Source organism: Paenibacillus provencensis (assembly GCF_042678545.1).
GTDB lineage: Bacteria > Bacillota > Bacilli > Paenibacillales > Paenibacillaceae > Paenibacillus > Paenibacillus provencensis.
The window spans coordinates 841,536-864,316 of sequence record NZ_JBHTKX010000001.1; the positions used below are offsets into that span (position 1 = coordinate 841,536).

The following is a 22,781-nucleotide window of genomic DNA, read 5'->3' on the forward strand; positions in this document are numbered from 1 at the left end:
AAAGATGATTAGAGGAGGAGAAAAATGGCAAACAAATTTTTCAAATTCGGTGTCATTAAGAATGAGGATGTACCTGAGGAAGTGAACGAGGCAGCTCGTGAAGTGGAGAAACTGCCGGAGACCATTGTTAACGAAATTAATGAAGCATTCAAGAATGAAAAAGAGGACAAATAATTATTGTTAACTTTAAAATATCCAATACCCTCTTGCAAATCACCAGCAAATATGGTGATATGTAAGAGGGTACATATTGAAAATAATCGTTTTATGGCTATAATACTAATAGACTGACCAGTCAGTTTTCTGGAGGGGTTACCGATCGAAGTTAAACGCAGAAAAGATGTAGCTCAGATTAAAAAGGACATCGCTCGAAATACAAAGGAACTCTTTGCACAAAAAGGATATAACGCAACTTCGATGGAAGAGATCTGCACGGTTAACAATCGAAGCAAAGGCAGTATTTATTATCACTTCAAGAGCAAAGAGGAGCTCTTCATGTTCTTGATCAAGCTGAATAATCAAGAGTGGATGGATTCTTGGCTAGAGAAGGAATCACAGTACGAAACAACAGTCGAGAAGTTATACGGTCTTGCCGACCATTATGTAGATGATTTGGCTAATCCACTTAATCATGCAATTAACGAGTTTGTTTCAGGTCAAGTCGTCAGTCAAGAAATGCTGGATGAAATGCTGTCACTTATACGTATCCCGTATGTAACCTATGAGCGAATCATCATTCAAGGCATTGAACGCGAGGAATTGAAGCCTAGTGACCCACAAGATTTAATGCATATTATTAATGGATTATTTAATGGGTTAGGTACGCTCTACTATGAGAAAGACTTAACAGAAATTCGCAGATTGTATAAATCAGGAATCGCAAGCTTGCTGATGGGTATTCAACACACAAGTAAAACAATGAAAGACTGATATCAACTTATCAGTTTTTCTTTTATAAATTAATAGACCGAATAGTCGGTTTAAAAAGGAGATGGCTATGAATACTTTGTTTAAAAACAGGGCTTTCCTTGTTATTACCCTATCTGATCTGCTTCAAAATTTAGCAATTTGGATTAGAAATATGGCGATTCTTTACTTCATTATGGATCAGACACAAGGGAACCCGATTGCAGTTTCACTTATTACAGTGCTTGAATATGTTCCAATCTTTGTTTTTTCCTTTATTGGAGGCGCACTTGCTGACCGCTGGAATCCAAAACGGACCATGATTATGGGTGACATTCTAAGTTCGCTGTCCATTGTGCTCATTATTGCAGTGATGGCATCAGGATATTGGCAGGTGCTGTATGCTGCCACCTTTGTATCGTCCATCGTTAGTCAGTTTTCCCAGCCATCCTCTGTTAAAATCGTTAAACGAAATGTTGAAGAGGAGCATGTCCAGTCCGCTATTGCGATTACACAGAGCTCTCAGTCGTTATTTCTTATTCTCGGTCCCATCGTAGGCACTTTTATTTATAGTACATTGGGAATTCAAGCTTCGATGTATTCACTTCTTGTATTGTTCGTTGCTTCGGCTCTAATATTAACGCTTCTGCCAAAAGATGAACCAAGTCCTGCTGCCACAACCTCACTTTTTGGCGAGATGAAAGAAGGCTGGAAGTATGTTCTGGAGTCCAGCTCTTTAAAGTTCTTAACCCTGTTATTTATTATTTTGGGATTGTCTTCGGGTCTAATCAGTCCACTAGAAATTTTTCTGATTACGGAGCGACTTGGTCTTGATCAAACCTCGGTTCAATATTTAACGGGAGCTTCGGGATTAGGTTTGCTTATAGGTGGGGGAGTTGCAGCAGCATTAAGCAGCAAGCTGGATCAAAACCGTACACTTGTATTAGGAGTTATCTTTCTCGCGGTTACAACTCTTGGAGAAGTCATGTCAGGTTGGCTATGGCTTACATTAGTCATCAGCTTTTTAAGCTCTCTATGTCTAGCTTTTGTAAATGTGATCATCTCCACATTTCTTGTTACCAAAATTGATGAACAAATGATTGGACGCGTTAATGGTACCATAACGCCTATGTTTATGGGCGCAATGCTCATCGGATCTTCCTTTGCTGGTGTCGTAATGAGCAATACTTCATTATTTACAGCATATGTCCTGTCTGTTCTTGTGCTTACTGTTGGCTTAATTCCAGGAATCAAGATTAAGTTTGACAGCAAAAATGACACCGTAGAGGCATCCGTGCCAGCTGATCAAGAGCTTAGTCGGGCTTTGGATTAGAGGAGGCAGCTAATGAAAAAGATTCACTTGTTCTGTTTTCCCTATGCCGGAGGGTCATCAATGATGTACTTTCGCTGGCGTAATCAGCTGTCCGAGTTCATTGAGGTCCATCCAATTGAGCTGGCGGGCCGAGGACGAAGAATGAATGAGCCGTTTTATAACAGCATAGATGAGGCAGTGGAAGATGCCTACTTATCCATTCCGGTACATCTGATTAGTGAGCCCTTTGCCTTTTTCGGATATAGTATGGGGAGCTTAATAGCCTATGAACTCGCTCATTATATTAGAGAGAAGCATGATCGTGAGCTTAAACACTTATTTGTAGGTGCTCGCAGGGCTCCACACTTGAATGAAAAGTTAAAGCGGATTTCCGAATTATCAGACCGCACGTTTCTTGAAGAAATGATAAAGCTTGGTGGCATGTCAGAAGAAGTGCTTGAGAATCAAGAGTTGTTAGATTTGTTCTTGCCATTGATTAGGGCGGATATGAGGCTCGTAGAGAATTATGAATGGAAAACCAGAGACCTGCTTCATACGGATATCACCGTGCTTGCCGGGAATCAGGATGTCATTGCTGTAGACCAAATGGAAGCCTGGAAAGAGACAACATTTGGAGCTTGTCAGCTCTCCGTTTATGAGGGAGACCATTTCTTTATTCATAAGCATTATGAAGTCATAGCGGAACAAATAAAAAGGGTGCTGATATAAAAATGATCCATGTAGGATATCACAGCTGAAAACAAACACGGATTGCGAGCTGCCGATGTAACGGCAGCTTTTTTGTGTGACAAGAAGATTGAATTAACATAGAAACTAAAGCTGAGCTGAAATATATATTTATTTATCCATTAAACGAACATAGATATAACATGGAATGTAAAAAACTCTTTGTGGAAATCATGAATAATCTTAATTTTCTAGCGAAAAAGTTTGAAGATATGTGCTTTTTCACAAAAATATCGACTTATATTATTCAGTATGATAAAACTGTGTAAGATTAATTGACGCATAGAGTGCGTTCATCTAATATCAAGTCATATTCAGAGAGGTGAAGGGGAGAAGAAAATGGGGAGTCAGGCAGTGGAGCTCAATCATGTTGTATTTTTGAAGCGTTGTATAGAAGTATCACGCATGGCCAGAGAGAGTGGGAATACACCCTTTGGCGCGGTGCTCGTGGATAAAGAAGGCCACATCCTGCTGGAGCAGGGAAATGTCGAGATTACAGAGCATCGCTGTACCGGTCATGCCGAAACTGCGTTGATGGAGAAAGCATCACATACATATGATCCTGCATTCTTATGGGAGTGTACATTATATACGACAGCAGAGCCCTGTGCCATGTGCTCAGGTGCGATGTATTGGGGAAATATCGGGCGTGTCGTATATGGTATCTCGGAGAAGGAGCTGTTGGCCCTGACAGGTAATGATCCTCAGAATCCGACGTTTGACATGCCATGCCGCGAGATTTTTGCCAAAGGACAAAAAGAAATTGAGGTCATCGGGCCATTCCCTGAGCTGGCAAGTGAGATTGTTGCTGTTCATGAAGGTTACTGGAGCCCCGCCGAATAGCTATAAAATCAAGAAGAACATCACTTGTGTAATCGTACGATATCCATTACTAAAAATGATGAGCGGAGCGTGAAGGGTATGTGGAAGAAGTCGGTAAAATGGAATAACAAAAGATCGAAGATGAGCGCCTTGCTCCTCGCTGTGTCCTTAACCTTAACAGCATGTGGCGGCGGAGAAGCAGGAACGGATAATACCAGTGCTTCGGGAAGTGCACAAGAAACAACTCCTGTTAAGGTCGTTCTTAACTGGTTCGCCAAGACGGAGCATGGCGGGTTCTATGCAGCCGAAGAGAACGGGATTTATGAAGGGAAGAATCTGGACGTAACGATTGAGCCAGGAGGACCACAGGTCTCCTCCATTCAGATTGTTGCTTCCGGAAAAGCGGAGTTCGGAGTTGCACATGCGGATCAGATTCTGCTAGCACGCGAGGAAGGAATTCCAATTGTCGCCTTGGCAACGACGTTTCAGATTAGTCCGCAGGCTCTTATGTTCCATGAGGAGTCTGGTATCGAGGACTTTGACGATCTGAATGGCAGAACCGTATTTATTCAGCAAGGCCAGCCCTACTGGGAATTCTTGAAGCATAAATACAGTCTGGATACGGTTAAGGAAGTAGCATATACAGGCCAGCATGGTAACTTTATTGAAGACCCTCAGTCTGCAAGCCAGTCCTTCGTTAATGGTGAGCCGTATGTTGTGGAGAAGCAAGGCATTGAGGTAGGAACGAAGCTGATTGCCGATTCCGGATATGAACCGTATGCCGCCGTTGTTTACACCACTGAGAAATATTTAGAGGAGAACCCGGAGACAGTCAAAGCGTTCGTTAACGGTACAGTAGAAGGCTGGTATGATTATAAAGAGAATTTTGAACAGATTAATAAGAAGATCCTTGAGATTAACACCAATTTGGCAGAAGATGAGATTGCCTTTGGAGAAGAACAACAAAGAGAATTTGTATTTGGTTACGACGCGGAAGAGAATGGCATGGGCTATATGACCGAGGCTCGCTGGAATGAGCTGAAGGATCAGCTGCTGGAGATCGGCTTGCTTACGAAAGACCTCGATGTAAGCGAAGTATTCACTACAGAATATTTGCCTGCCAAATAAGTGGAAATGGATTCCATAACGATAATAAAATGATAGACCAAGGTACGGAGTACATTCATTATTGAATGAGGCTCTGTGCCTTTTTTTTAATGTGTGGTATGATCGAATGATTTCATTTTAGAAGGAGTAGAGAATCTCAATGGGTGTATCTATCATATTGTTCATTCTCGCCGGACTTGCTGAAATTGGCGGCGGATATTTAGTGTGGCTGTGGCTTAGAGAGGGAAGACATTATATTTATGGAATTGCAGGAAGTTTAATTCTAGTAATCTACGGCATCATTCCTACGCTGCAGCAATTTCCCACGTTTGGTAGAGTGTATGCGGCATATGGAGGTGTCTTCGTCATCATGGCAATATTGTGGGGCTGGGGGGTCGATAAGAAAACACCGGACTTCTATGATTGGCTAGGCTCGTTCATTTGTCTTGCAGGGGTTGCAATTATTCTATGGGGGCCAAGAAACAGTTGAATTCATCACTAAAGTAAAGGGAATATTCATTCAAAGTCGTCTATTTCATTATAAAATAAGGGATGAATTGGTAGATTTATGCTTCTGCTTCTATTATGATAAGACTCAAACGGGAGAAAGGGTGTGGAAGCAAGGTGGAACGTGAATTGGCGCTTGAGATAGTCAGGGTAACAGAACTAGCTGCATTGGCATCAGCTCCTTGGATGGGCAGGGGGGATAAGAATAGTGCGGATGAGGCCGCAACTCTGGCGATGCGCGCCATGTTTGATTCTGTATCCATTAAGGGAACGGTAGTCATTGGCGAAGGGGAGATGGATGAGGCTCCAATGCTGTATATCGGAGAAGAAGTAGGGAACAGTGAGGGGCCGGAAGTGGATGTTGCTGTGGACCCGCTGGAAGGAACCGAGATTGTAGCCAAGGGACTGAATAATGCACTGTCTGTTATCGCCGTTGCAGGCAAAGGGAATCTGCTTCATGCTCCAGACATGTACATGGAGAAGCTTGCGGTCGGACCAGCGCTGGTCGGTAAAGTAAGTATTGAAGATCCGATTGATGTCACCTTGCGAAAAGCGGCTACTGAGTTAAACAAGAACATCTCTGATCTAACCGTTATGATTCTAGACCGTGATCGCCATGAGAGCATCATTAAGATGCTGCGTAAAGTGGGCGTTCGAATCAAATTCCTGAGTGATGGAGATGTGGCAGGAGCGATGGCGCCGGCATTCCCGGAAGCGGGCATTGATATCTACGTAGGCTCAGGAGGAGCACCAGAGGGAGTACTGGCTGCTGCAGCGCTGTCTTGCCTTGGTGGAGAAATCCAGGGCAGATTAATGCCTGCGAATGCAGATGAATATCAGCGCTGTCTGAAGATGGGAATTACAGAGCCATATAGAGTGCTGACAATGGAGGATATGATCGGTAAGGACGATGTTATTTTTGCAGCCACGGGAGTCACGCCAGGTGAAATTCTTGGTGGAGTCCGATATCTTGCTGATGACAGAGCCGAGACGCATTCTATTGTTATGAGAGCCAAGACCCGAACGATCCGCTACATAAGAACACAGCATTTTCTTCCGGGCAAAGAGGTGCTGCATAAAGTCAGGCAGGCCCAGTCCTTAGAATCTGCACCTGGCAGCACGCTTAAGAAGCAGGCAAAAGCGAACAAAGAGGAGCATGCTGCTGGCTCAGTAATAGAAGCGTTGAAGCAGGGCTGATATGAACAGCGTATAAACCTTTAACCGTTTATACGCCCATGAACTTCTACACAGTTTGATGAAGAATTCCTTCATCCTAATTAGAAGATCATGGGCGTATTCTTTGTAAAAAATGCATTAGACCAATTGACATTCTATGCCCGCCATGAGAAAATGTACGCGCGTACATTAGATATGGAAATGAGTGGATCTATTATTGCAACACGAAGAGAAGTTGCTGATTTAGCTGGTGTATCCGAAGCTACGGTCTCCCGAGTACTGAATGGCGTGGGTCCTATCAAAGAAGAGACGCGGATCAAAGTACTGGATGCTGCTAGCCAGCTTGGTTATGTGCCAAGTAATCTCGCGCGCAGCTTTGCCCGTCGCAAGAGCGGGAATATGGGCGTAGTTCTGCCTTATATTCCGAAGGCGCGACTGTTCTCCAGTTATTACTTCTCTGAGATTCTCAGCGGAATGGGAAATACGGTGCGGGAGCAAGGCTATGATCTTCTTGTTCTGTTTCGCAGTGAAGAGGATACACCCGAATATGTGTCATTCTTCCGGATGCAGAAGGTAGATGCTCTAATCGTGCTCGGTGCAAAGGATGAGCCGGGAGAGCGGGAAGCCCTTCGAAAGCTCCGGGAGGCAAGGCATCCTTTTATTGTCGTCAACCAGCATTTTGATCGGGAGAATTTCCCGGAAGTGGATGTGGATCATGAAGAAGGAAGCCGAATGGCTGTACAGCATTTGATCGATCAGGGACTTCACAGAATTGCATTTCTGAACGGGCCGCTCACGTACTCGAACAGTCTGGATCGCTTCAAGGGCTTTCAGAAAGCGCTTCAGCAGCGAGGTCTTGAGCTCGATGAATCGCTTCTATTTGAAGGGAATTTTGGCAGACGGAGCGGTTATGCGATAGGAGACGAAATTGCGAAGAGGGTTGAACAGGTAGATGCTGTCTTTGTGGCAAATGATCGGATGGCTGTCGGTCTGCTTCAGAGGCTGCGAGAGTTACTACCGGATCAGCAGCATTTTCCCGCGATTGTCGGTTACGATGATTCGGATTCCGCAGAAATCTGTGTACCTCCGCTCAGCAGTGTAAGAGTGCCATTCTATGAAATGGGGGAGCTGGCTGCACGATTGATGCTGACGGCATGTGAAGATCCGTCCAATTGGTCCCAGATGTTCAAGGAACATCCCAGATATCTGTTACAAGCCGAACTAATCGTTCGAGCCTCATCCAAAAATCGTACAGGAGGATGATTTCATGAGTTCTGTTCGCGTAGGTATGATTGGTTATAAATTTATGGGTAAGGCACACAGCAATGCATATCGCAGTGTTCCTATGTTTTTTCCAAAAACCGTTAAACCCGAGATGGCTGTCATCTGCGGCCGTGATCCCAAGGGAGTGAAGAAAGCACAGGAGCAGTTCGGCTGGCAGGAGAGTGTGACCGACTGGAGAGAGCTGGTCACTAGAGAGGATATCGACCTTATCGATATCAATGCGCCAAGTGACGCTCATAAGGAGATTGCCATCGCTGCAGCACAGGCGGGCAAACATATCTTCTGTGAGAAGCCCCTTGCCTTAAACCTTAAGGATTCCCGTGAAATGCTGGAGACCGCGGAAAGTGCGGGCATCAAGCATATGATTGGCTTTAACTATCGTTTCTCACCAGCCGTTCAGCTCGCCAAGGATCTTGTGGACAGCGGAAGACTGGGGAAGATTTATCATTTTCGAGCAAACTTCCTGCAGGACTGGATCCTGGATCCCGAATTCCCGCTCGTCTGGAGACTTCAGAAGGAAATTGCAGGCTCAGGTTCGCATGGCGATCTTGGAGCGCATTTGATTGATATGGCTCGTTATTTGGTTGGAGAATTTAAAGAAGTTATCGGTATGAGCGAGACCTTCATTAAGGAGCGTCCGATTGCATCAGAGATGACAGGACTTACAGCGAAGGGCAATAGTAATACGGAAAAAGGACCTGTAACCGTAGATGATGCAACACTGTTTTTAGCCCGGTTTGAAAGCGGTGCCATCGGCAGTTTTGAGGCAACTCGTTTTGCGGCTGGACATCGCAGCACCAATTCCTTTGAAATCAATGGCAGCCTGGGCAGCGTAAAGTTTGATTTTGAACGGATGAATGAGCTTGAAGTTTACTTTGTGAATGATGCAGAGGATGTACAGGGCTTCCGCCGAGTCATGGCGACAGATGGGGTTCACAAGTATGCGGAGGCTTGGTGGCCGACAGGACATCCGATTGGATTTGATCACACCTTTACTCATGAAGTCGTTGAATTCATGAATGCGATCGAAGAGAATAGGCAGCCCGTACCGAACTTCCATGATGGAGTTGCCTGCCAGGCGGTTCTTGAAGCGGTAGAACGGTCGGTGGAGGAACGCCGCTGGGTGTCACTGTCTGAGATGTCTTAGTTAACTGTAAGATTCCATAATAATGAAGGAGTGTGTTGCAGGATGAAAAAAGCGCTAATCGTATGGGGCGGCTGGGACGGCCACGAGCCAGAGCAGGTATCGGCATTGTTTAAAGCATGGCTGACCGAGCAAAATTTCGAGGTGGAAGTCGCGAATACACTTGAAGCGTATCGTGATGCGGAGAAGCTGAAGACACTTGATCTCATCATTCCCTGCTGGACTATGGGCGAGATTGAGAAGGAGCTGGCAAGCAACGTTTCAGCTGCTGTCATGTCAGGAGTTGGCCTTGCAGGACTGCATGGAGGAATGTGTGATGCATTCCGCACGAATGTTGACTGGCAGTTTATGACGGGAGGCCAGTGGGTAGCACACCCGGGCAATGACGGAGTGGAATATACGGTAAATATCAAGAACAGCTCCAGCACACTGCTTGCCGGAATAGAAGATTTCCAAGTGAAAAGTGAGCAGTATTATCTGCACATTGACCCGGCTGTCGAAGTGCTGGCTACAACAAGATTCCCAATTGTGGAGGGACCGCATTCTACGAATGGCGCAGTCGACATGCCTGTCGTATGGACGAAGCGCTGGGGGCAAGGCAGAGTGTTCTACAATTCGCTTGGACATCATGCGGATATTGTGGAAATGGCACCGGTCAAAGAAATCATGGTTCGCGGATTTATGTGGGCTGCAGAGGGTAAGCAAGCAGCCGCGGCTAAGCAGGGCAAGGCAATACAATATACAGGTATGGGTGATAGTCAGATCTAATACGAGACTTACAGGTTGAAGGGAGAACAACATTCGATGGATAAAGTGAAGGTAGGTATTATCGGCTGCGGTAAAATCAGCAGTATCTATATGGAAAACTGTAATAAATTCGAATGTCTTGAATTGGTAGCCTGTGCCGACCTTGACCTGTCAAGAGCAGAAGAGCAGGCCAAGGCATACGGTATACCCAGAGCGGTTAGTGTTCAGGAACTGCTGAATGATCCCGAGATTGAGCTTGTCATCAATCTGACGATCCCTGCTGTTCATGCGGATGTTTGTCTGCAAGCAATAGAAGCGGGCAAACATGTTTATGTCGAGAAGCCTCTAGCGGTTACCCGGGAAGAGGGAGCCGCAGTGCTGCAGGCGGCGAGGGAGAAGGGACTTCTCGTTGGTTCTGCACCCGAAACCTTCTTTGGCACGGGCATCCAAACGTCACTAAAATTAATTGAAGAGGGTCTGATCGGCACGCCTGTAGCTGCGACAGCCTTTATGATGAGCCGCGGTCATGAATTCTGGCATCCGGACCCTGAGTTTTATTATGCCAAAGGGGGAGGCCCGATGTTTGATATGGGCCCTTATTATCTGACTGCACTTATTCAGTTGCTGGGTCCGATCTCGAGTATTACGGGGATGACGGGCAAGGCACTTGACGAACGCACCATAAGCAGCGAGAAGAAATTCGGTCAGAAGATCAAGGTGGAGATTCCTACCCATGTAGCAGGTCTACTTCGGTTTGAGCAAGGAGCCATCGGCACCATTGTAACCAGCTTTGATATTTTTGGAGGAAGCCAGCTCCCTAATATCGAGATTTACGGGACGGAAGGAACGCTTCGTGTGCCGGATCCGAATACGTTTGGCGGCCCTGTATTGCTGAAGCGCATTGGAGAGAAGGATTGGGAAGAGGTCGAGCTCTTGCCAGGATACGATCAGAACACACGGGGAATTGGTCCGGCAGATATGGCGTATGCCATTCGAAGTGGACGTGAGCACCGGGCCAGCGGTGAACTGGCCTATCATGTTCTTGAAGCTATGTGGGCCTTCCATGACGCCTCGGACGACGGTCAGCACTACACGATGAAGAGCACTTGTAAACGTCCGGCTTCACTTCCTGCAGATTTGCCGCTGTATACGCTGGATAGCTAATCATCCTGCTACAAAAATATATGTCCATGATAGCCGCTTAACTGCGGCTATTTGCTCTACCAAGAAAAGCGCCGGGCTTGTAGCTCACACCCGGCGCTAATGAATAGGACAATTTTCAGAGGATAGGTTAACGTAAACGACTAGTCAGCTAGGGGATTAAAACCCTCTGTCAAAGTAAGATTAGAGAACTTTGCATAATTCAACTGTTCAATATCATTTGCAACATCATTACTGTCTACCGCAAAGCCAACATAGATCGAGTCTTGCATGACGACCGTCTTCTCACCGATCTTGGTCCAATCGGTTCCATTTGTGGAGCCATATGCGTAGAAGGCATCTCCTTTACGCCCTAGCTTGAGCCAGTATCCTTGTAAGTCACCATTTATCTTGAAAGGGATATCGGCGAGCAGTTGAATACCGGCATTTTCAGCTGCAGCCGGACTATCCAGCGTCTCTGTCAGCTCATCAAAATCGGCTCCTGACTGGTTTCTTCCAGCCAGATAAGCTGACCAGCTGGTGTCTTTTGATAGCTTCACCCAAGACAGACCAAGCGCTGCCGCCGAACTGTCTATAGTGAGATCATCTCGAATCATGAGTCCGGTAAAAGCATGGTTATCGATTGAACCGATGTCTTCCAATTTTGCGGTGAGCTCCATATCCCCGGTCATCTTCTTGTATACAAATTGAAAATCATCCTTCGCAGCATCCCGCTCAGGTGACCGTTCACTGCTGCCTTCGCTTACGCCCAGCTTCCCATTCCCTTTTACCGTCAGGGTACCACCCGATAGGCTTCCCGAGCCTCTGAGGTCTGGTGAACCAATGTCCTTCGAAGACCAACCCGCCTCCGCAAGGGTGTGTGCGCTCGTATTCACATGAATGTTGGCAGCCGTCGTTTGTGTCTCATTACCTTCTGAATCCGTCACTCGGGCAGAAATAAAGTAAGAAGCATCGCCCAGTCCCTTGATCGTGTACTGATACATATTTCCTCTCTTCACTGCGTCTCCAAGATACTCAGATCCCTTATATATGGCGACTTTCTTGATTTTGTTCTTGAATTTGGAGGAAGCCTTGATTCTAACTTGAATGGGTTCGCCCAGTTTAAATTGTTCATTATTTGAAGGTGCTTGAAGCTTGGCTTCAGGGTTTTCCGCAACATGCTTCATATCGCCCAGGCTGTTTATATACAGCTCGAGCCAAGTATAACCTGAGCGAGTAACGGTCTTATATGCATCCTTCATACCCCAGATCTTGTTTTTCTTCTCCCATTTGTCCTCCATTCCGTTAAGATTGGAGTCATACTGATCAGGATGCTGCTCTTCAACGACACCAAAGTCGGTTACATATCCGCCAACCTCGTGCTCCGTATTGATATATCTTCCGAGTCCTTGTTCCACTTCGGCTACAATACGAGCATCAATTGCATCACGGCGGGGATACGTTGCTCCAGCCTGACGTAGAATGGTGTTCAGCAATTGTCCATTGGCATCGACGACTCCATGGAGGACATGGTTGTCAAAGCCATTGTTTGTAACGCCATGATTAACACCGGTGCTGTCCGCGGATAAATAAGGCTCGGTTACAAATGTCGTTAACTGATCTCCGCTTGGATCACCCGAGCTTTTTACATAAGTCGATGAACCGTCCAGCCAGCCTGTGAGCTTGCCGTTGATCTGATTACCTGAAATATAGAAACCGCCCAGCTTGCCGGATTCGCCTGCATCAATGACTCTATCCGTTACATTATCCCTGGTTCCAGGGCCTGCGATTTCAATATTGTTCATGAAGTTTGTGAAATTGAAGCCTCCACCGTAAGTGCCATTAAAGCCCCAATTGTAGATTACATTATTAGCAAATTGAACAACGGCCACGTGTTCTTTATCCGCTATACCTGCATAGCCACCGCCAAGTCTTGGGTTTCTGGACGTATGACTTGTGTACAGATTGTGATGGAATGTTGTTTTGTCACCGCCGGCTATTCCTCCATAGCCATGTCTTCCTTTGGAATGCCCGGATAGAGTCAGACTTTCGGAGATGATGGACCATTGAACAGTACCATTCTCACCCCGATATAACGACAAGGTCTCATCAGTGTTCCAGCTAAAGGAGCAATGATCGATAATAAATTGGTTATTGTCTCTGCCCCATAGGGCGTCCATTGAATCACTGCCATTAAATACATTTGCAGCACCCGGTCGGAAGGATAGGTAACGGATGATGATGTTCTCTGAATTGCTGATGTTCGTATCCCAGCCTGCAATGGTAATGCCGTTTCCAGGTGCAGTTTGACCAGCTATCGTCAAATTTTTAATATTATTTAATCTTAAGGAGCTCTCAAGCTCAATTGTGCCGGATACATGGAAGACAATTGTGCGTCCTTCCTGTGGTGTGGATAAAATACCGTATCTTAGTGAACCGGCGATCGGCTCTTCATTTTCCTTATAATCATCTAGATTGGTTACAATGTAAACATCTCCGCCCCGACCTCCAGTAGCATAGGCACCGCCGCCTTCTGCACCTGGAAACGCGAGGACAGAGGCATCAGGAACGGGCTTCTTACCCGTCTCAAGTGCCATGGCCGCAGAAGGGGGCTGGACACCCATAATTGAAAGCGCTACCGAAAAACTCAAACCAATAGACATCATTCCTTTGAATCGCTTATGATTCCATTTCATCTGCCTGTTTTCTCCCTTCAATTCATTTTAATAGTCAGCAGCTTACCTATGCGAATTCACTCCTCCTTACGGATCATCCTTACAACTATATACTTTAAGACTTTTGGAAAATATTTACCTGCCACAATTTTGCACTTTCTTGCCAAAAATTGATCTTTTCTCTTGTCTAAAGGAGCAAACACATATTATGTTCTTTTTAGCGTGAAATGCAGAATGTGCAGCTGCGTCTTCTATACTGGCTTGGAGGGATCGTGTATGAAGATTAAATATCAGCATCGTGACCAGCAATTCCATTCATTTATATCCAGGAATAACACTTATCCGCTTCATTTGCACAAGAATGTCGAGATTGCCATGCTTCTGTCGGGAAGTATTCAAGCTAACGTCAATCGTGACACGTATTTGCTCACAGCAGGAGACTTGATCGTTATTTTTCCTAATCAGCCTCACAGCTACCAGACCACCGAGCATAGCGAAATGATGCTCATGTTTTTCGATGCTGCTTTTCCGGGGGACTATACAGGAGATTTGCTTCATTATGCTCCGAGTCGTCCCTTGATTAGAAAGAATGAATTGCTGACTCAAGTCATGTGGACGTTATACCATCTTTATGAAGAACAGGGTGAGCAGCGCCTGCTGAAGGCGTATACCTCAGTCATTCTGGGACATGCTATGCCGTTACTGTCGTTAAGGAAGGTGGATTATTTGAAAGAAGTCGATGAAATTCAGAAAATTCTAGCTTATATAGATCGTCATTTTTTGGAACCCCTTACATTAGATATTCTTGAAAAAGAACTCGTCATTAGTAAGTATCTTATTTCTCGAATCTTCTCAGAGCAGTTCCATGTTTCCTTCCGTAATTATATCAATGGCCTGCGAGCGGCTTTTGCTCATATGTTGCTGCGATCAACGACAGATGCCGTAACGGATATCGCTTTTGATTCAGGATTTAGCAGTCTTCGTTCTTTTTACCGCGTCTTCAAAAAGGAATACGGGGTTACCCCTAATGAATTCCGGCGTCAGGCATATATGTGAGGTATATTACATAGGAGTGAATCAAATCAGATTAGAATGAACAACAGACACACAGAGTAGATTCATTCGTAATTTTACAAGAAGATCAATTGACCTCTTGAAATTCTCATAAAACCTAGTATAATACTCGGTAAAAGAGTGTAAAGGAGACGCTGGATCAATCATGACAATACAACGCATGACAAATTCATTACAAATAGATGATTATTTGGATCTCCTGAATTATGCGATCCGAATTGATGACAAAGACTGGCAGCAAGAAATCATAAATCTGATGAAGACTTATACAGAGCAGGAGACGAACAAGGATACTCCGGTGCTGCGAAATGAATTATGGATTCAATTTGATGCGCTTAACGACGAGCTGTTGTCACTATTTAAGCAGTTAAGTTGGGAGAAGGACGAAGCGGAGAAGGCTAAAGTAACGGAACGAATATGGGAGTTGAAACATGAACGAGTCATGATCTCCCAGAAGCTGGAGTCTATTGTGAATAGGAAGCATCACCCTTCAAAATAATAGTGAAAATATAGATCTGATGGATAAAGCCGGATTGCATATGCGATCCGGTTTTTTGGTGGCAATTGACGATGGTAGTGAATGTAACGCGAATGACAATTACGTACCATTAATTACCATAAAACATATAATATACTTGCATTTTTGTGTAGCGTGCCTAGTTTATTTTCATTAAATCAGCATTCCTCCAAAATTGTGTTAGATAAATTGACGCAACATCTCGCTCAACTTATAGTTATAAAAAAATAACTGGATGGATATGGGGGCGTTGTTGTGGAGATTACACAAACGATGGAGCGGAAGCCTTTTTATAAAGGACTCTTTTTTCAAATTATGATGGCCATAGTACTTGGAATTGCTGTTGGTTATTTCTGGCCATCCTTTGGAATAGCACTTAAGCCACTCGGTGACGGTTTTATCAAATTGATTAAAATGATCATATCACCGCTTGTGTTCGTCGTTGTAGTGCTGGGCATAGCAAAGGTAGGGAACATTAAAACGGTTGGCAGAATTGGCGGTAAGGCATTGATCTATTTCGAGGTGGTTACGACCATTGCTCTAATTATCGGTTTAGTAGCTGCAAATGTCATGAAGCCAGGTCAAGGGATGAATGTTGACCCTGCAAGCTTGTCCGTAGACCAGGTTGGCCAAGCAACGAAGAATTCAGAGCTGCCAACGGGGACCGAATTCTTCATGAACATTATTCCGGAGAGTGTGGTTTCGGCTTTTGCTTCCAATGCCATGCTGCAGGTACTGCTCGTCTCTTGTTTATTCGGTTTCGCACTCGTTCGAATCGGAGGAAGGACATCGGAATTTCTGATTGATCTGTTGGATCATGTCAGCAAAGTTATTTTTCAAATCATGGGCTTCATTATGAAGCTAACCGTTATTGCGACCTTTGGAGCGATGGCTTATGCAGTAAGTCAATATGGGATGCAAACTCTGCTCTCCTTCGGCAAGCTGTTCTTGGCCATGGCGGTGGCATGTATCATTTTTCTGCTTGTTCTTGAAGTCATTATGCGACTTTTTGTAGGGATTGGGTTGTGGGGAGTCATTAAACTGATTCGTGAGGAAATCATATTCTCATTTGCTACCGGATCCACCGAAGCCGTTATGCCGCAATTGATGACGAAGCTGGAAAAGGCGGGCTGTGAGCGATCAGTCGTAGGCTTGGTTGTGCCAACAGGTTATTCCTTTAACCTTGACGGGGCCTCTATTTATTTGTCACTGGCGCTTGTGTTTTTGGCCCAAGCCACAGGAACGGATCTCGGCTTGTATGAGCAGCTGGTACTCCTTGGTGTGCTGCTGCTTACATCCAAGGGCATGGCGGGTATTCCAGGTTCCGCATTTGTTGCCTTATCTGCAACGGCTGTAAGTACGGGCTTCATTCCTATCGCGGCTGTTGCGTTGATGCTGGCACCAGATCGGATTATGGGGAACTTTCGCACGACAATTAACTTGATCGGTTATGCCGTTGCGACGTTTGTCGTTGCAAGATGGGAAGGACTTCTGGATAAAAAACAAGCTGTACAGGTGATGAAGTCAGGATTAATCTTGGAAGAGGGGGTATCTCCTGCACCGGCTGTCACTGATCTATCTGCGGCTAGAAAATTGGAAGTAGAGTAATACCAGAAATATAGTAGAAGCCGCGTGTAAGGTGTGATATCTATAATCCGCTGTAAGGGAATGATATATCCTTTACAGCGGTTTTTTTTGGTCTGTTATAACTGAATCAATTTCTTTTGCAACTACGACAGGTATTGTCATATTTCACATTTACAATAAGAAGGAAGGACAGAATAAGTCCTGAGGATGAGATAGGAACACCAGAGGAGTGAATGGATAAGTGACAGCATTAAATGGCAAGGTAGCGGTTGTAGCGGGTGCCACACGGGGGGCAGGAAGGGCCATTGCCGTTCAGCTAGGAGCGAGCGGTGCCGTAGTGTATTGTACGGGAAGAACTACTCGCCAGGATAAATCGGACATGAACCGATCGGAAACAATTGAAGAAACTGCGGAGCTGGTGACACAGGCAGGCGGGATTGGTATTGCGGTCCAGGTCGATCATACAGATCCCGAGCAGGTGGAGAGGTTGTTTGAGAGGGTCGCCCGTGAAAGAGAAGGCAGGCTCGATATACTCGTGAATGACGTATGGGGAGGTGATCCGCTGACAGATTGGTCCAAAGCCTTCTGGGAGCACTCCTTGGAGGACGGATTAATGATGCAGAAGCGGGCAGTCCATTCGCATATGATCACAAGCAAATTTGGAGCACCGCTTATGGTGGCAAGGAAGCAGGGTTTGATTATTGAAATAACGGACGGTGTCGATGATAGATATCGGGGTAATCTATATTACAGCTTAGCCAAAGTATCAGTTATTCATCTGGCAAAGGCCATGGCTGAGGAATTGAAGCCGCATAACGTAACAGCACTCGCGCTTACCCCGGGTTTTTTGCGTTCAGAAGCCATGCTGGATTACTTCGGCGTAACTGAAGAGAATTGGAGGGATGCTGTACGCACAGAGCCTCATTTTATTGCTTCAGAAACACCTGATTATGTAGGCAAGGCAGCGGCGTGTCTCGCGGCAGATCCCAAGGTGCATGAGAAGACTGGTCTTGCACTTAGCTCATGGGGATTGTCTGAAGAGTATGACTTTATAGACCGGGATGGTAGTCGTCCTCATTGGGGCAGGTATGCAAAGGAACAAGGACTATAGGGAAAAAGTCAACAAAGCTCCTGAGAGACAGGAGCTTTGTTATGTTATAGCAAGTATTTCACAGAATCCTTGTTAGTTTGCGATCCAAAGAGCTAATGTTGTTGCTGGCTCCCATCCTGTCAGAGCGGTATGCGCTTGACGACATTTGTATACAACCCCGTTGTAGGTGACAAGATCATTCACTTTATAGGCTGTGCCAGGCGTCCATTCTGGTGCTGTCGTCGAAGGTGAAGAGGTGGAGATGGTTAGTGTATTGCTTGCAGCAGATACATTGCCGGCAGCATCGATGGCTTTGACTGTAAAGGAATAGCTGGTGCCAGCGGAGAGTCCTGTTACGTTGTATTCCAATGTTGTACCAGATACTGTAGCTACTTTTGTTGAACCTCTGTAGATTTCATATCCGGTAACTGCTGTGTTATCAGTAGAAGCTGACCACATTAGGGAGACCGAGCTTGCTGTAACGCCCATAGAATGCAATCCGCTTGGTGCGGTAGGCGCATTAGTATCAGGAGTGCCAGCACCAGAAGTGGTTACACTTAATACGTTGCTTGCTGCTGATTGATTGCCCGCTGCATCCTTCGCTTTTACAGTAAAGGTGTAGCTGCTGTTTGCCGTAAGACCGGTCGCATTGTAAGTCAATGTAGAACCGGATACGGTGCCTACCAAAGACGTGCCTCTATAAATTTCATATCCAGTAACTCCTACATTGTCAGTTGAAGCTGACCACATCAAGGAAACCGAAGTTGATGTGACACCCATGGAATGAAGACCGCTTGGTGCTGATGGAGCTGTCGTATCGCCAGGGTTTCCTCCGCCGCCATTCAAGTTCACATCAATCGTATTATAAAATGCGTTTCCTGTATCTGCGATTTCCCAAACGGCAAGAATAAGATGGTAGCCGCTGCGGTCCGAAGGAATATTACAAGAATGTGTCACAGTATAGTCTGGTCTTTTACCACCGTCATCAATGGAACAGAACAACTCAATATCGGAACGTGCAAGTGCTTTGCTCTGATCCCAGCCTGGTTTAGTAATGTAGTATTTCCATTCCGCAGTCGCATGAGCGGCTGTAAGCGTCCAAGTAAATGTGTTTGGTCCTGTGTTCATGTTGACCTTCGTCCAGCGAGTAGGAGACTGCTCATTCATTTGTGGGAAGATTCCGGCTCCTGAGATCTGTCCGTCGGCAGGCCCCCCTGCTGGGAAGTTACCTTTTGCTTCTAAGGATTGTGGCTCATACTGTACGTTGCCGCAGTTTGTATTCTGTCCAAGCTTGCAGAGATAGGCCCGGCTTTGCGGAGCACTTATGTAACCGTGAGCTGAAGCAACTTCTGCAGCAATTAGGCAAGTGATAAACGCGAACAAGATTCCAAGCAGCAAACGAACGTGGAAGTTCTTCCTCATAACCAATCCATTTTCCATCATAACCATTCCCTCCTCAAAATGTGCGGTTTGGCGATCAAATTCCGCCTCCTACTTCTTCATTTTAAAGATTCCAAATCAATTGGTAAGGGTAAATAGTTTCAAAACAGGGGATAAAAATATAAAGAATACCACAAAAATGACCGCTTTATTAACATTTAATGTAATTAAATTTGGTTAAAAAGTACGTTGCCAACAAAATATAGATTAATGGATGGCGTGTACTAAACCCTGGGTTTGAAAAAAACGACTCAATTCTCAAGCATATATGAAAAATCAGGAGGAAAAATGGTATGAACGATGTGTTGAACTCACGAATTTCCATAATAGGACTGGGGACTGCACTACCTGCTCATTCTCTGTCACAGACAGATGCAGCCAAGCTGATAGAATCTTCACTAGGCGAGAAGCCAGAGCTGGTTCGTTTTGCGAGAAGAATATTTAGATCCTGCGGTGTTGAGATGAGATATACATGTGAACCGGGCTTTACAGGGAACCCGGAAGATTGTGAGTATCTGCCTTCTAATCAGGATCGTGAGGCTCCAACTACGGGAGAACGCATGAATACATATAAAAAAGAAGCGGTTCCGCTTGGCATCCAGGCCGCGGAAAAAGCACTTAAAGATTCTAATACAACACCTGAGGCAATTACGCATCTAATTACCGTCAGTTGTACCGGACAATTCTTACCTGGGCTTGATGTGCTGCTGATGAAGCATTTGGGCTTATCCCCCCGGACGACACGTATCCCTCTGATCTTTCAAGGCTGTGCGGCAGGACTGAGGGCAATTCAAGCTGGAAGGGATGTAGTGCAGGGTACCCCAAATGCCAAAGTGCTCGTTGTATGTGTGGAGCTATGTACACTTCATTTTCAGCCAGTAATGGAACGGGAAGCGCTGTTTGCAGCTTCGTTCTTCGGAGATGGAGCTTCTTCATGCGTAGTGGGGATGGCAGAAGAACAGCATCAGCATTACTATCAGCTAGGTAAGGGGTACTCGGTTCTTTTGCCGGATTGTGCGGAGGATATGACATGGGATGTTGGGAACACTGGCTTTGATCTGTATCTCTCACCGCGAATCCCCAAACTGCTCGGAACCCATCTAGCCAAGGAAATGGATTATCTGCTGGAAGGTGCACAGCAGCCCGAATTATATGCAATTCATCCTGGTGGCAGAGGGATTGTGGATTCTGTTCAGGAAGTGCTCAGACTTCGTGACGATCAGACGAAATTCAGCAGGGACATCTTGAAAGATTACGGTAACCTGTCTTCTGTAACCATTATGTTTGTGCTGGATGCGATGCGCAGCGAACTGAGATCTCTGAAGCGTGAGACAGCAGAAGGCGTGGCGATGGCGTTTGGCCCCGGGTTAACCGCTGAGCTTATGAGGTTCACCTATGTTCCATCGTACACTTCTTCATCCGTAGAGGCAGATCATGTCTATCTTTAGGAGGCTGGATCGAAGAGCGAAGGAAGAAGAATTGATGGATGATTTCTCGTTAGGCGGAGCGGAGCTGACCGAAGCGCTTAAGCATTTAAGGAGATTAAATAAAATATTCGCGGCTCCAGGTCCAACAAAATATGGAGTTGAGAAGCTGTGGAAGGAGATGGGCAGGCCGGACACCTTGTCGATCCTGGATGTTGGTGCAGGGTCAGGAGACGTGAACCGCAAGCTACTTCGCTGGGCGGATGAACGGGGTATCCAGCTGAGTATTACACTCGTAGATATGACAACAGAAGCATGTGATGAAGCGAGGGCCCTATTCAAGGGAGAGAACAGAGTGACGGTACTGCAGGCCGATGTATGTGACCTGCCGGACGCATCAGCTGATATCGTCACAGGCTCCCAGTTCGTACATCATTTTGACGGAGAGAAGCTCGTTGAGATCGTATCCCATATGCTTCGTGCGTCCATATACGGGGTTGTTATCAATGATATTCACAGGCATACCGTTTCCTATACTGCGGTATGGATTACAACACGGATCATCTCGAGAAATCGTTATATACGGCATGATGGACCGCTATCCGTTGCGAAAGGATTCAAAGGCTCGGACTGGAAGGAGCTGCAGAAACAGCTTAACCATCACTCCATGTCCTATAACTGGAAGCCTTTGTTCCGATATGCCGTAATTATCCCGAGACAGTAAGGGAGCCGAAACAGAAAAGGGGAAGGTGAGGCATGTGGATAAACAGGTGGATGTCATTGTTATAGGAGCAGGGATTGCGGGAAGTGCATGTGCTGTTCAGCTTGCAGGCAGGGGACATGACACGGTTTTGTTAGACCGCAAAGCATTTCCGAGACATAAAACATGCGGGGAGTTCATGTCACCAGAAACGTTAGAGATGCTGGCTTATGTGGGTGTTGATCCGTTCGCATTTCAAGTGGAGCCCAGCGTGATGGACAGTGCAAAGATCATCATGGCAAATGGAGGCGAGATCGATTCACCCCTTCCAGGCAAGGCTTGGGGAATCAGCCGATATGAGCTGGACATGATGCTGCATCAAAAAGCAGTCGAGGCCGGTACAAGCATTGTAACAAAAGCTGTGGTGCTGGATATTGTACAGCTTGATGATAACAGCTATCGTGTTTCCGTAAGACAGGGAAAGGATGTTGTTCATTATCATGCCAAGTCCGTTATTGGCGCTTATGGAATTCCTAGACCCAAGTTTGTTCAAGGTGTGGAAATGGATTCCCCCCATAATTCGGAAGTTTATGTCGGCGTCAAATCCCACTATACAGGAATCAAGACAGAACCTCGGGTCGAGCTGTATTTCTGTGAAGGCGGCTATGTTGGAATTTCTCCAATTGAAGGAGGAGAGAAGGCGAATGTCGCTGGGCTGTTCCCGCTGACAACCGTTCAGCGTATTGGCAAGTCCGTATCCGATATATTGCAGGCAGCATCTCAGGATAATGAGAAGCTGTCAGCCAGGCTGAGCGCAGGCTCCCCAGTCGAAGGAACGCAAGTATCCATTGCTCCCGTCAAATTATCTTCTGTTCCCGAGCCGTGGTCGATCTTCCCCCATATTGGAGATGCGCTAATGGTGATCCCTCCTTTATGTGGTGACGGCATGTCTATCGCCTTAAGATCTTCTATGATCTGCTCGGCTGTAACGGATAGATACCTAAGATCTGAGATTGCTTATGAAGAGTGGCAGAGCGAGTATACTTTGGAGGCTAATCATCATTTTGGCAAGCTGTTGAAACGGGCTAAACGTATTCATAAGCTGGCTTTTGCCAAGACCAATCGTCTATATCCCGGTGCAGCGAAATTGTTTCCGAGCCTGGCTTCCTATCTCGTTAAGGCGACACGACTGTCCGAAATGGGCATCCATCGCTAAATTTATCATGAAGAGTCAAACCCAGTCTTATAAATAAGCTGGGTTTGTTATTGGTGTAGTTGTGTTAGAGTAATAAATTTCAGAGAATTTATTCGGTAAATACAACATCTGAAAAATTCAAAGTAGATGACAATTCACAATTAAGACTCCAATAGCTAATTTTTGC

At 45.7% G+C, this 22,781-nt stretch carries 21 protein-coding genes; 19 read left to right on the top strand and 2 right to left on the bottom strand.

The window, feature by feature from the left end:
* Nucleotides 1-24 precede the first annotated feature (24 nt).
* The 12 genes from ACFQ3J_RS03955 to ACFQ3J_RS04010 all read left to right on the top strand — a co-directional run bounded on the left by ACFQ3J_RS03955 (nucleotide 25) and on the right by ACFQ3J_RS04010 (nucleotide 10,916).
* Nucleotides 25-174: a hypothetical protein gene (locus ACFQ3J_RS03955; RefSeq protein WP_170862422.1), complete on the top strand. Its 150-nt coding sequence runs from the start codon at nucleotides 25-27 to the stop codon at nucleotides 172-174.
* A gap of 144 nt (nucleotides 175-318) precedes the next feature.
* Nucleotides 319-930 carry a TetR/AcrR family transcriptional regulator gene (locus ACFQ3J_RS03960; RefSeq protein ID WP_251581677.1) on the top strand — a complete coding sequence of 204 codons (612 nt, stop codon included), beginning with the start codon at nucleotides 319-321 and terminating at the stop codon, nucleotides 928-930.
* Between the two features lie 61 nt (nucleotides 931-991).
* On the top strand, nucleotides 992-2,239 hold the full coding sequence (locus tag ACFQ3J_RS03965) for an MFS transporter (protein ID WP_091157401.1): 1,248 nt from the start codon (nucleotides 992-994) through the stop codon (nucleotides 2,237-2,239).
* A gap of 12 nt (nucleotides 2,240-2,251) precedes the next feature.
* Nucleotides 2,252-2,947, top strand: a complete 696-nt coding sequence (locus ACFQ3J_RS03970; RefSeq protein ID WP_091157398.1) for a thioesterase II family protein — start codon at nucleotides 2,252-2,254, stop codon at nucleotides 2,945-2,947.
* Nucleotides 2,948-3,304: 357 nt separating this feature from the next.
* A complete protein-coding gene (locus ACFQ3J_RS03975) occupies nucleotides 3,305-3,808 on the top strand; it encodes a nucleoside deaminase (RefSeq protein WP_091157396.1) in 504 nt (167 codons plus the stop codon).
* 24 nt (nucleotides 3,809-3,832) lie between these two features.
* On the top strand, nucleotides 3,833-4,915 hold the full coding sequence (locus ACFQ3J_RS03980) for an ABC transporter substrate-binding protein (RefSeq protein ID WP_379292282.1): 1,083 nt from the start codon (nucleotides 3,833-3,835) through the stop codon (nucleotides 4,913-4,915).
* A gap of 139 nt (nucleotides 4,916-5,054) precedes the next feature.
* Nucleotides 5,055-5,384 (top strand): YnfA family protein, encoded by a 330-nt coding sequence (locus ACFQ3J_RS03985; protein ID WP_091157391.1) that lies wholly within the window; start codon nucleotides 5,055-5,057, stop codon nucleotides 5,382-5,384.
* Between the two features lie 134 nt (nucleotides 5,385-5,518).
* Nucleotides 5,519-6,598 (top strand): class II fructose-bisphosphatase, encoded by a 1,080-nt coding sequence (gene glpX, locus ACFQ3J_RS03990; protein WP_251581283.1) that lies wholly within the window; start codon nucleotides 5,519-5,521, stop codon nucleotides 6,596-6,598.
* 180 nt (nucleotides 6,599-6,778) lie between these two features.
* Nucleotides 6,779-7,840 (top strand): LacI family DNA-binding transcriptional regulator, encoded by a 1,062-nt coding sequence (locus ACFQ3J_RS03995; protein ID WP_091159177.1) that lies wholly within the window; start codon nucleotides 6,779-6,781, stop codon nucleotides 7,838-7,840.
* Nucleotides 7,841-7,844: 4 nt separating this feature from the next.
* Nucleotides 7,845-9,008, top strand: coding sequence for a Gfo/Idh/MocA family protein (locus tag ACFQ3J_RS04000; protein WP_251581284.1), 1,164 nt, complete (start codon nucleotides 7,845-7,847; stop codon nucleotides 9,006-9,008).
* Nucleotides 9,009-9,050: 42 nt separating this feature from the next.
* Complete coding sequence (locus ACFQ3J_RS04005; protein WP_091157383.1) at nucleotides 9,051-9,773, top strand: ThuA domain-containing protein; 723 nt, start codon at nucleotides 9,051-9,053, stop codon at nucleotides 9,771-9,773.
* A 36-nt stretch (nucleotides 9,774-9,809) separates the two neighbouring features.
* Nucleotides 9,810-10,916: a Gfo/Idh/MocA family protein gene (locus ACFQ3J_RS04010; protein ID WP_091157382.1), complete on the top strand. Its 1,107-nt coding sequence runs from the start codon at nucleotides 9,810-9,812 to the stop codon at nucleotides 10,914-10,916.
* Between the two features lie 140 nt (nucleotides 10,917-11,056).
* Here the strand turns inward: ACFQ3J_RS04010 and ACFQ3J_RS04015 are convergent, their stop codons facing one another.
* Nucleotides 11,057-13,588, bottom strand: a complete 2,532-nt coding sequence (locus ACFQ3J_RS04015; protein ID WP_251581285.1) for a pectate lyase family protein — start codon at nucleotides 13,586-13,588, stop codon at nucleotides 11,057-11,059.
* 255 nt (nucleotides 13,589-13,843) lie between these two features.
* On the opposite strand from ACFQ3J_RS04015, the gene ACFQ3J_RS04020 reads away from it, so the two are divergent.
* From ACFQ3J_RS04020 to ACFQ3J_RS04035, 4 genes are all read left to right on the top strand, one after another.
* Nucleotides 13,844-14,623 (top strand): AraC family transcriptional regulator, encoded by a 780-nt coding sequence (locus ACFQ3J_RS04020; RefSeq protein WP_170862421.1) that lies wholly within the window; start codon nucleotides 13,844-13,846, stop codon nucleotides 14,621-14,623.
* Nucleotides 14,624-14,786: 163 nt separating this feature from the next.
* The gene (locus ACFQ3J_RS04025; RefSeq protein ID WP_251581286.1) at nucleotides 14,787-15,140 is read left to right on the top strand and encodes a hypothetical protein; all 354 of its coding nucleotides are present in this window, start codon (nucleotides 14,787-14,789) and stop codon (nucleotides 15,138-15,140) included.
* Nucleotides 15,141-15,413: 273 nt separating this feature from the next.
* Nucleotides 15,414-16,766 carry a cation:dicarboxylate symporter family transporter gene (locus tag ACFQ3J_RS04030; protein ID WP_251581287.1) on the top strand — a complete coding sequence of 451 codons (1,353 nt, stop codon included), beginning with the start codon at nucleotides 15,414-15,416 and terminating at the stop codon, nucleotides 16,764-16,766.
* Nucleotides 16,767-16,986: 220 nt separating this feature from the next.
* Nucleotides 16,987-17,856 (top strand): SDR family oxidoreductase, encoded by an 870-nt coding sequence (locus ACFQ3J_RS04035; protein ID WP_091157372.1) that lies wholly within the window; start codon nucleotides 16,987-16,989, stop codon nucleotides 17,854-17,856.
* A 72-nt stretch (nucleotides 17,857-17,928) separates the two neighbouring features.
* On the opposite strand, the gene ACFQ3J_RS04040 is transcribed toward ACFQ3J_RS04035, so the two are convergent.
* Complete coding sequence (locus ACFQ3J_RS04040; RefSeq protein ID WP_251581288.1) at nucleotides 17,929-19,278, bottom strand: lytic polysaccharide monooxygenase; 1,350 nt, start codon at nucleotides 19,276-19,278, stop codon at nucleotides 17,929-17,931.
* A 290-nt stretch (nucleotides 19,279-19,568) separates the two neighbouring features.
* Here ACFQ3J_RS04040 and ACFQ3J_RS04045 point away from each other — a divergent pair, with 290 nt between their 5' ends.
* From ACFQ3J_RS04045 to ACFQ3J_RS04055, 3 genes are read left to right on the top strand one after another with little or no spacing between them, the layout of a single operon-like run.
* Nucleotides 19,569-20,723, top strand: a complete 1,155-nt coding sequence (locus ACFQ3J_RS04045; protein WP_251581289.1) for a type III polyketide synthase — start codon at nucleotides 19,569-19,571, stop codon at nucleotides 20,721-20,723.
* Nucleotides 20,710-21,423 carry a methyltransferase domain-containing protein gene (locus ACFQ3J_RS04050; RefSeq protein WP_251581290.1) on the top strand — a complete coding sequence of 238 codons (714 nt, stop codon included), beginning with the start codon at nucleotides 20,710-20,712 and terminating at the stop codon, nucleotides 21,421-21,423. The genes ACFQ3J_RS04045 and ACFQ3J_RS04050 overlap by 14 nt, the downstream gene beginning before the upstream one ends.
* Nucleotides 21,424-21,457: 34 nt before the next feature.
* Nucleotides 21,458-22,615 (top strand): NAD(P)/FAD-dependent oxidoreductase, encoded by a 1,158-nt coding sequence (locus ACFQ3J_RS04055; protein ID WP_091157364.1) that lies wholly within the window; start codon nucleotides 21,458-21,460, stop codon nucleotides 22,613-22,615.
* Nucleotides 22,616-22,781 lie beyond the last annotated feature (166 nt).

Excerpts from the sequence above, each read along its gene's own strand:
- ACFQ3J_RS03955 (WP_170862422.1), top strand. The coding sequence starts at position 25 with ATGGCAAACAAATTTTTCAAATTCGGTGTCATTAAGAATGAGGATGTA.
- ACFQ3J_RS03965 (WP_091157401.1), top strand. The coding sequence starts at position 992 with ATGGCTATGAATACTTTGTTTAAAAACAGGGCTTTCCTTGTTATTACC.
- ACFQ3J_RS03970 (WP_091157398.1), top strand. The coding sequence starts at position 2,252 with ATGAAAAAGATTCACTTGTTCTGTTTTCCCTATGCCGGAGGGTCATCA.
- ACFQ3J_RS03975 (WP_091157396.1), top strand. The coding sequence starts at position 3,305 with ATGGGGAGTCAGGCAGTGGAGCTCAATCATGTTGTATTTTTGAAGCGT.
- ACFQ3J_RS03985 (WP_091157391.1), top strand. The coding sequence starts at position 5,055 with ATGGGTGTATCTATCATATTGTTCATTCTCGCCGGACTTGCTGAAATT.
- ACFQ3J_RS03995 (WP_091159177.1), top strand. The coding sequence starts at position 6,779 with ATGAGTGGATCTATTATTGCAACACGAAGAGAAGTTGCTGATTTAGCT.
- ACFQ3J_RS04000 (WP_251581284.1), top strand. The coding sequence starts at position 7,845 with ATGAGTTCTGTTCGCGTAGGTATGATTGGTTATAAATTTATGGGTAAG.
- ACFQ3J_RS04005 (WP_091157383.1), top strand. The coding sequence starts at position 9,051 with ATGAAAAAAGCGCTAATCGTATGGGGCGGCTGGGACGGCCACGAGCCA.
- ACFQ3J_RS04010 (WP_091157382.1), top strand. The coding sequence starts at position 9,810 with ATGGATAAAGTGAAGGTAGGTATTATCGGCTGCGGTAAAATCAGCAGT.
- ACFQ3J_RS04015 (WP_251581285.1), bottom strand. The coding sequence starts at position 13,588 with ATGAAATGGAATCATAAGCGATTCAAAGGAATGATGTCTATTGGTTTG.
- ACFQ3J_RS04020 (WP_170862421.1), top strand. The coding sequence starts at position 13,844 with ATGAAGATTAAATATCAGCATCGTGACCAGCAATTCCATTCATTTATA.
- ACFQ3J_RS04025 (WP_251581286.1), top strand. The coding sequence starts at position 14,787 with ATGACAATACAACGCATGACAAATTCATTACAAATAGATGATTATTTG.
- ACFQ3J_RS04040 (WP_251581288.1), bottom strand. The coding sequence starts at position 19,278 with ATGATGGAAAATGGATTGGTTATGAGGAAGAACTTCCACGTTCGTTTG.
- ACFQ3J_RS04045 (WP_251581289.1), top strand. The coding sequence starts at position 19,569 with ATGAACGATGTGTTGAACTCACGAATTTCCATAATAGGACTGGGGACT.
- ACFQ3J_RS04050 (WP_251581290.1), top strand. The coding sequence starts at position 20,710 with ATGTCTATCTTTAGGAGGCTGGATCGAAGAGCGAAGGAAGAAGAATTG.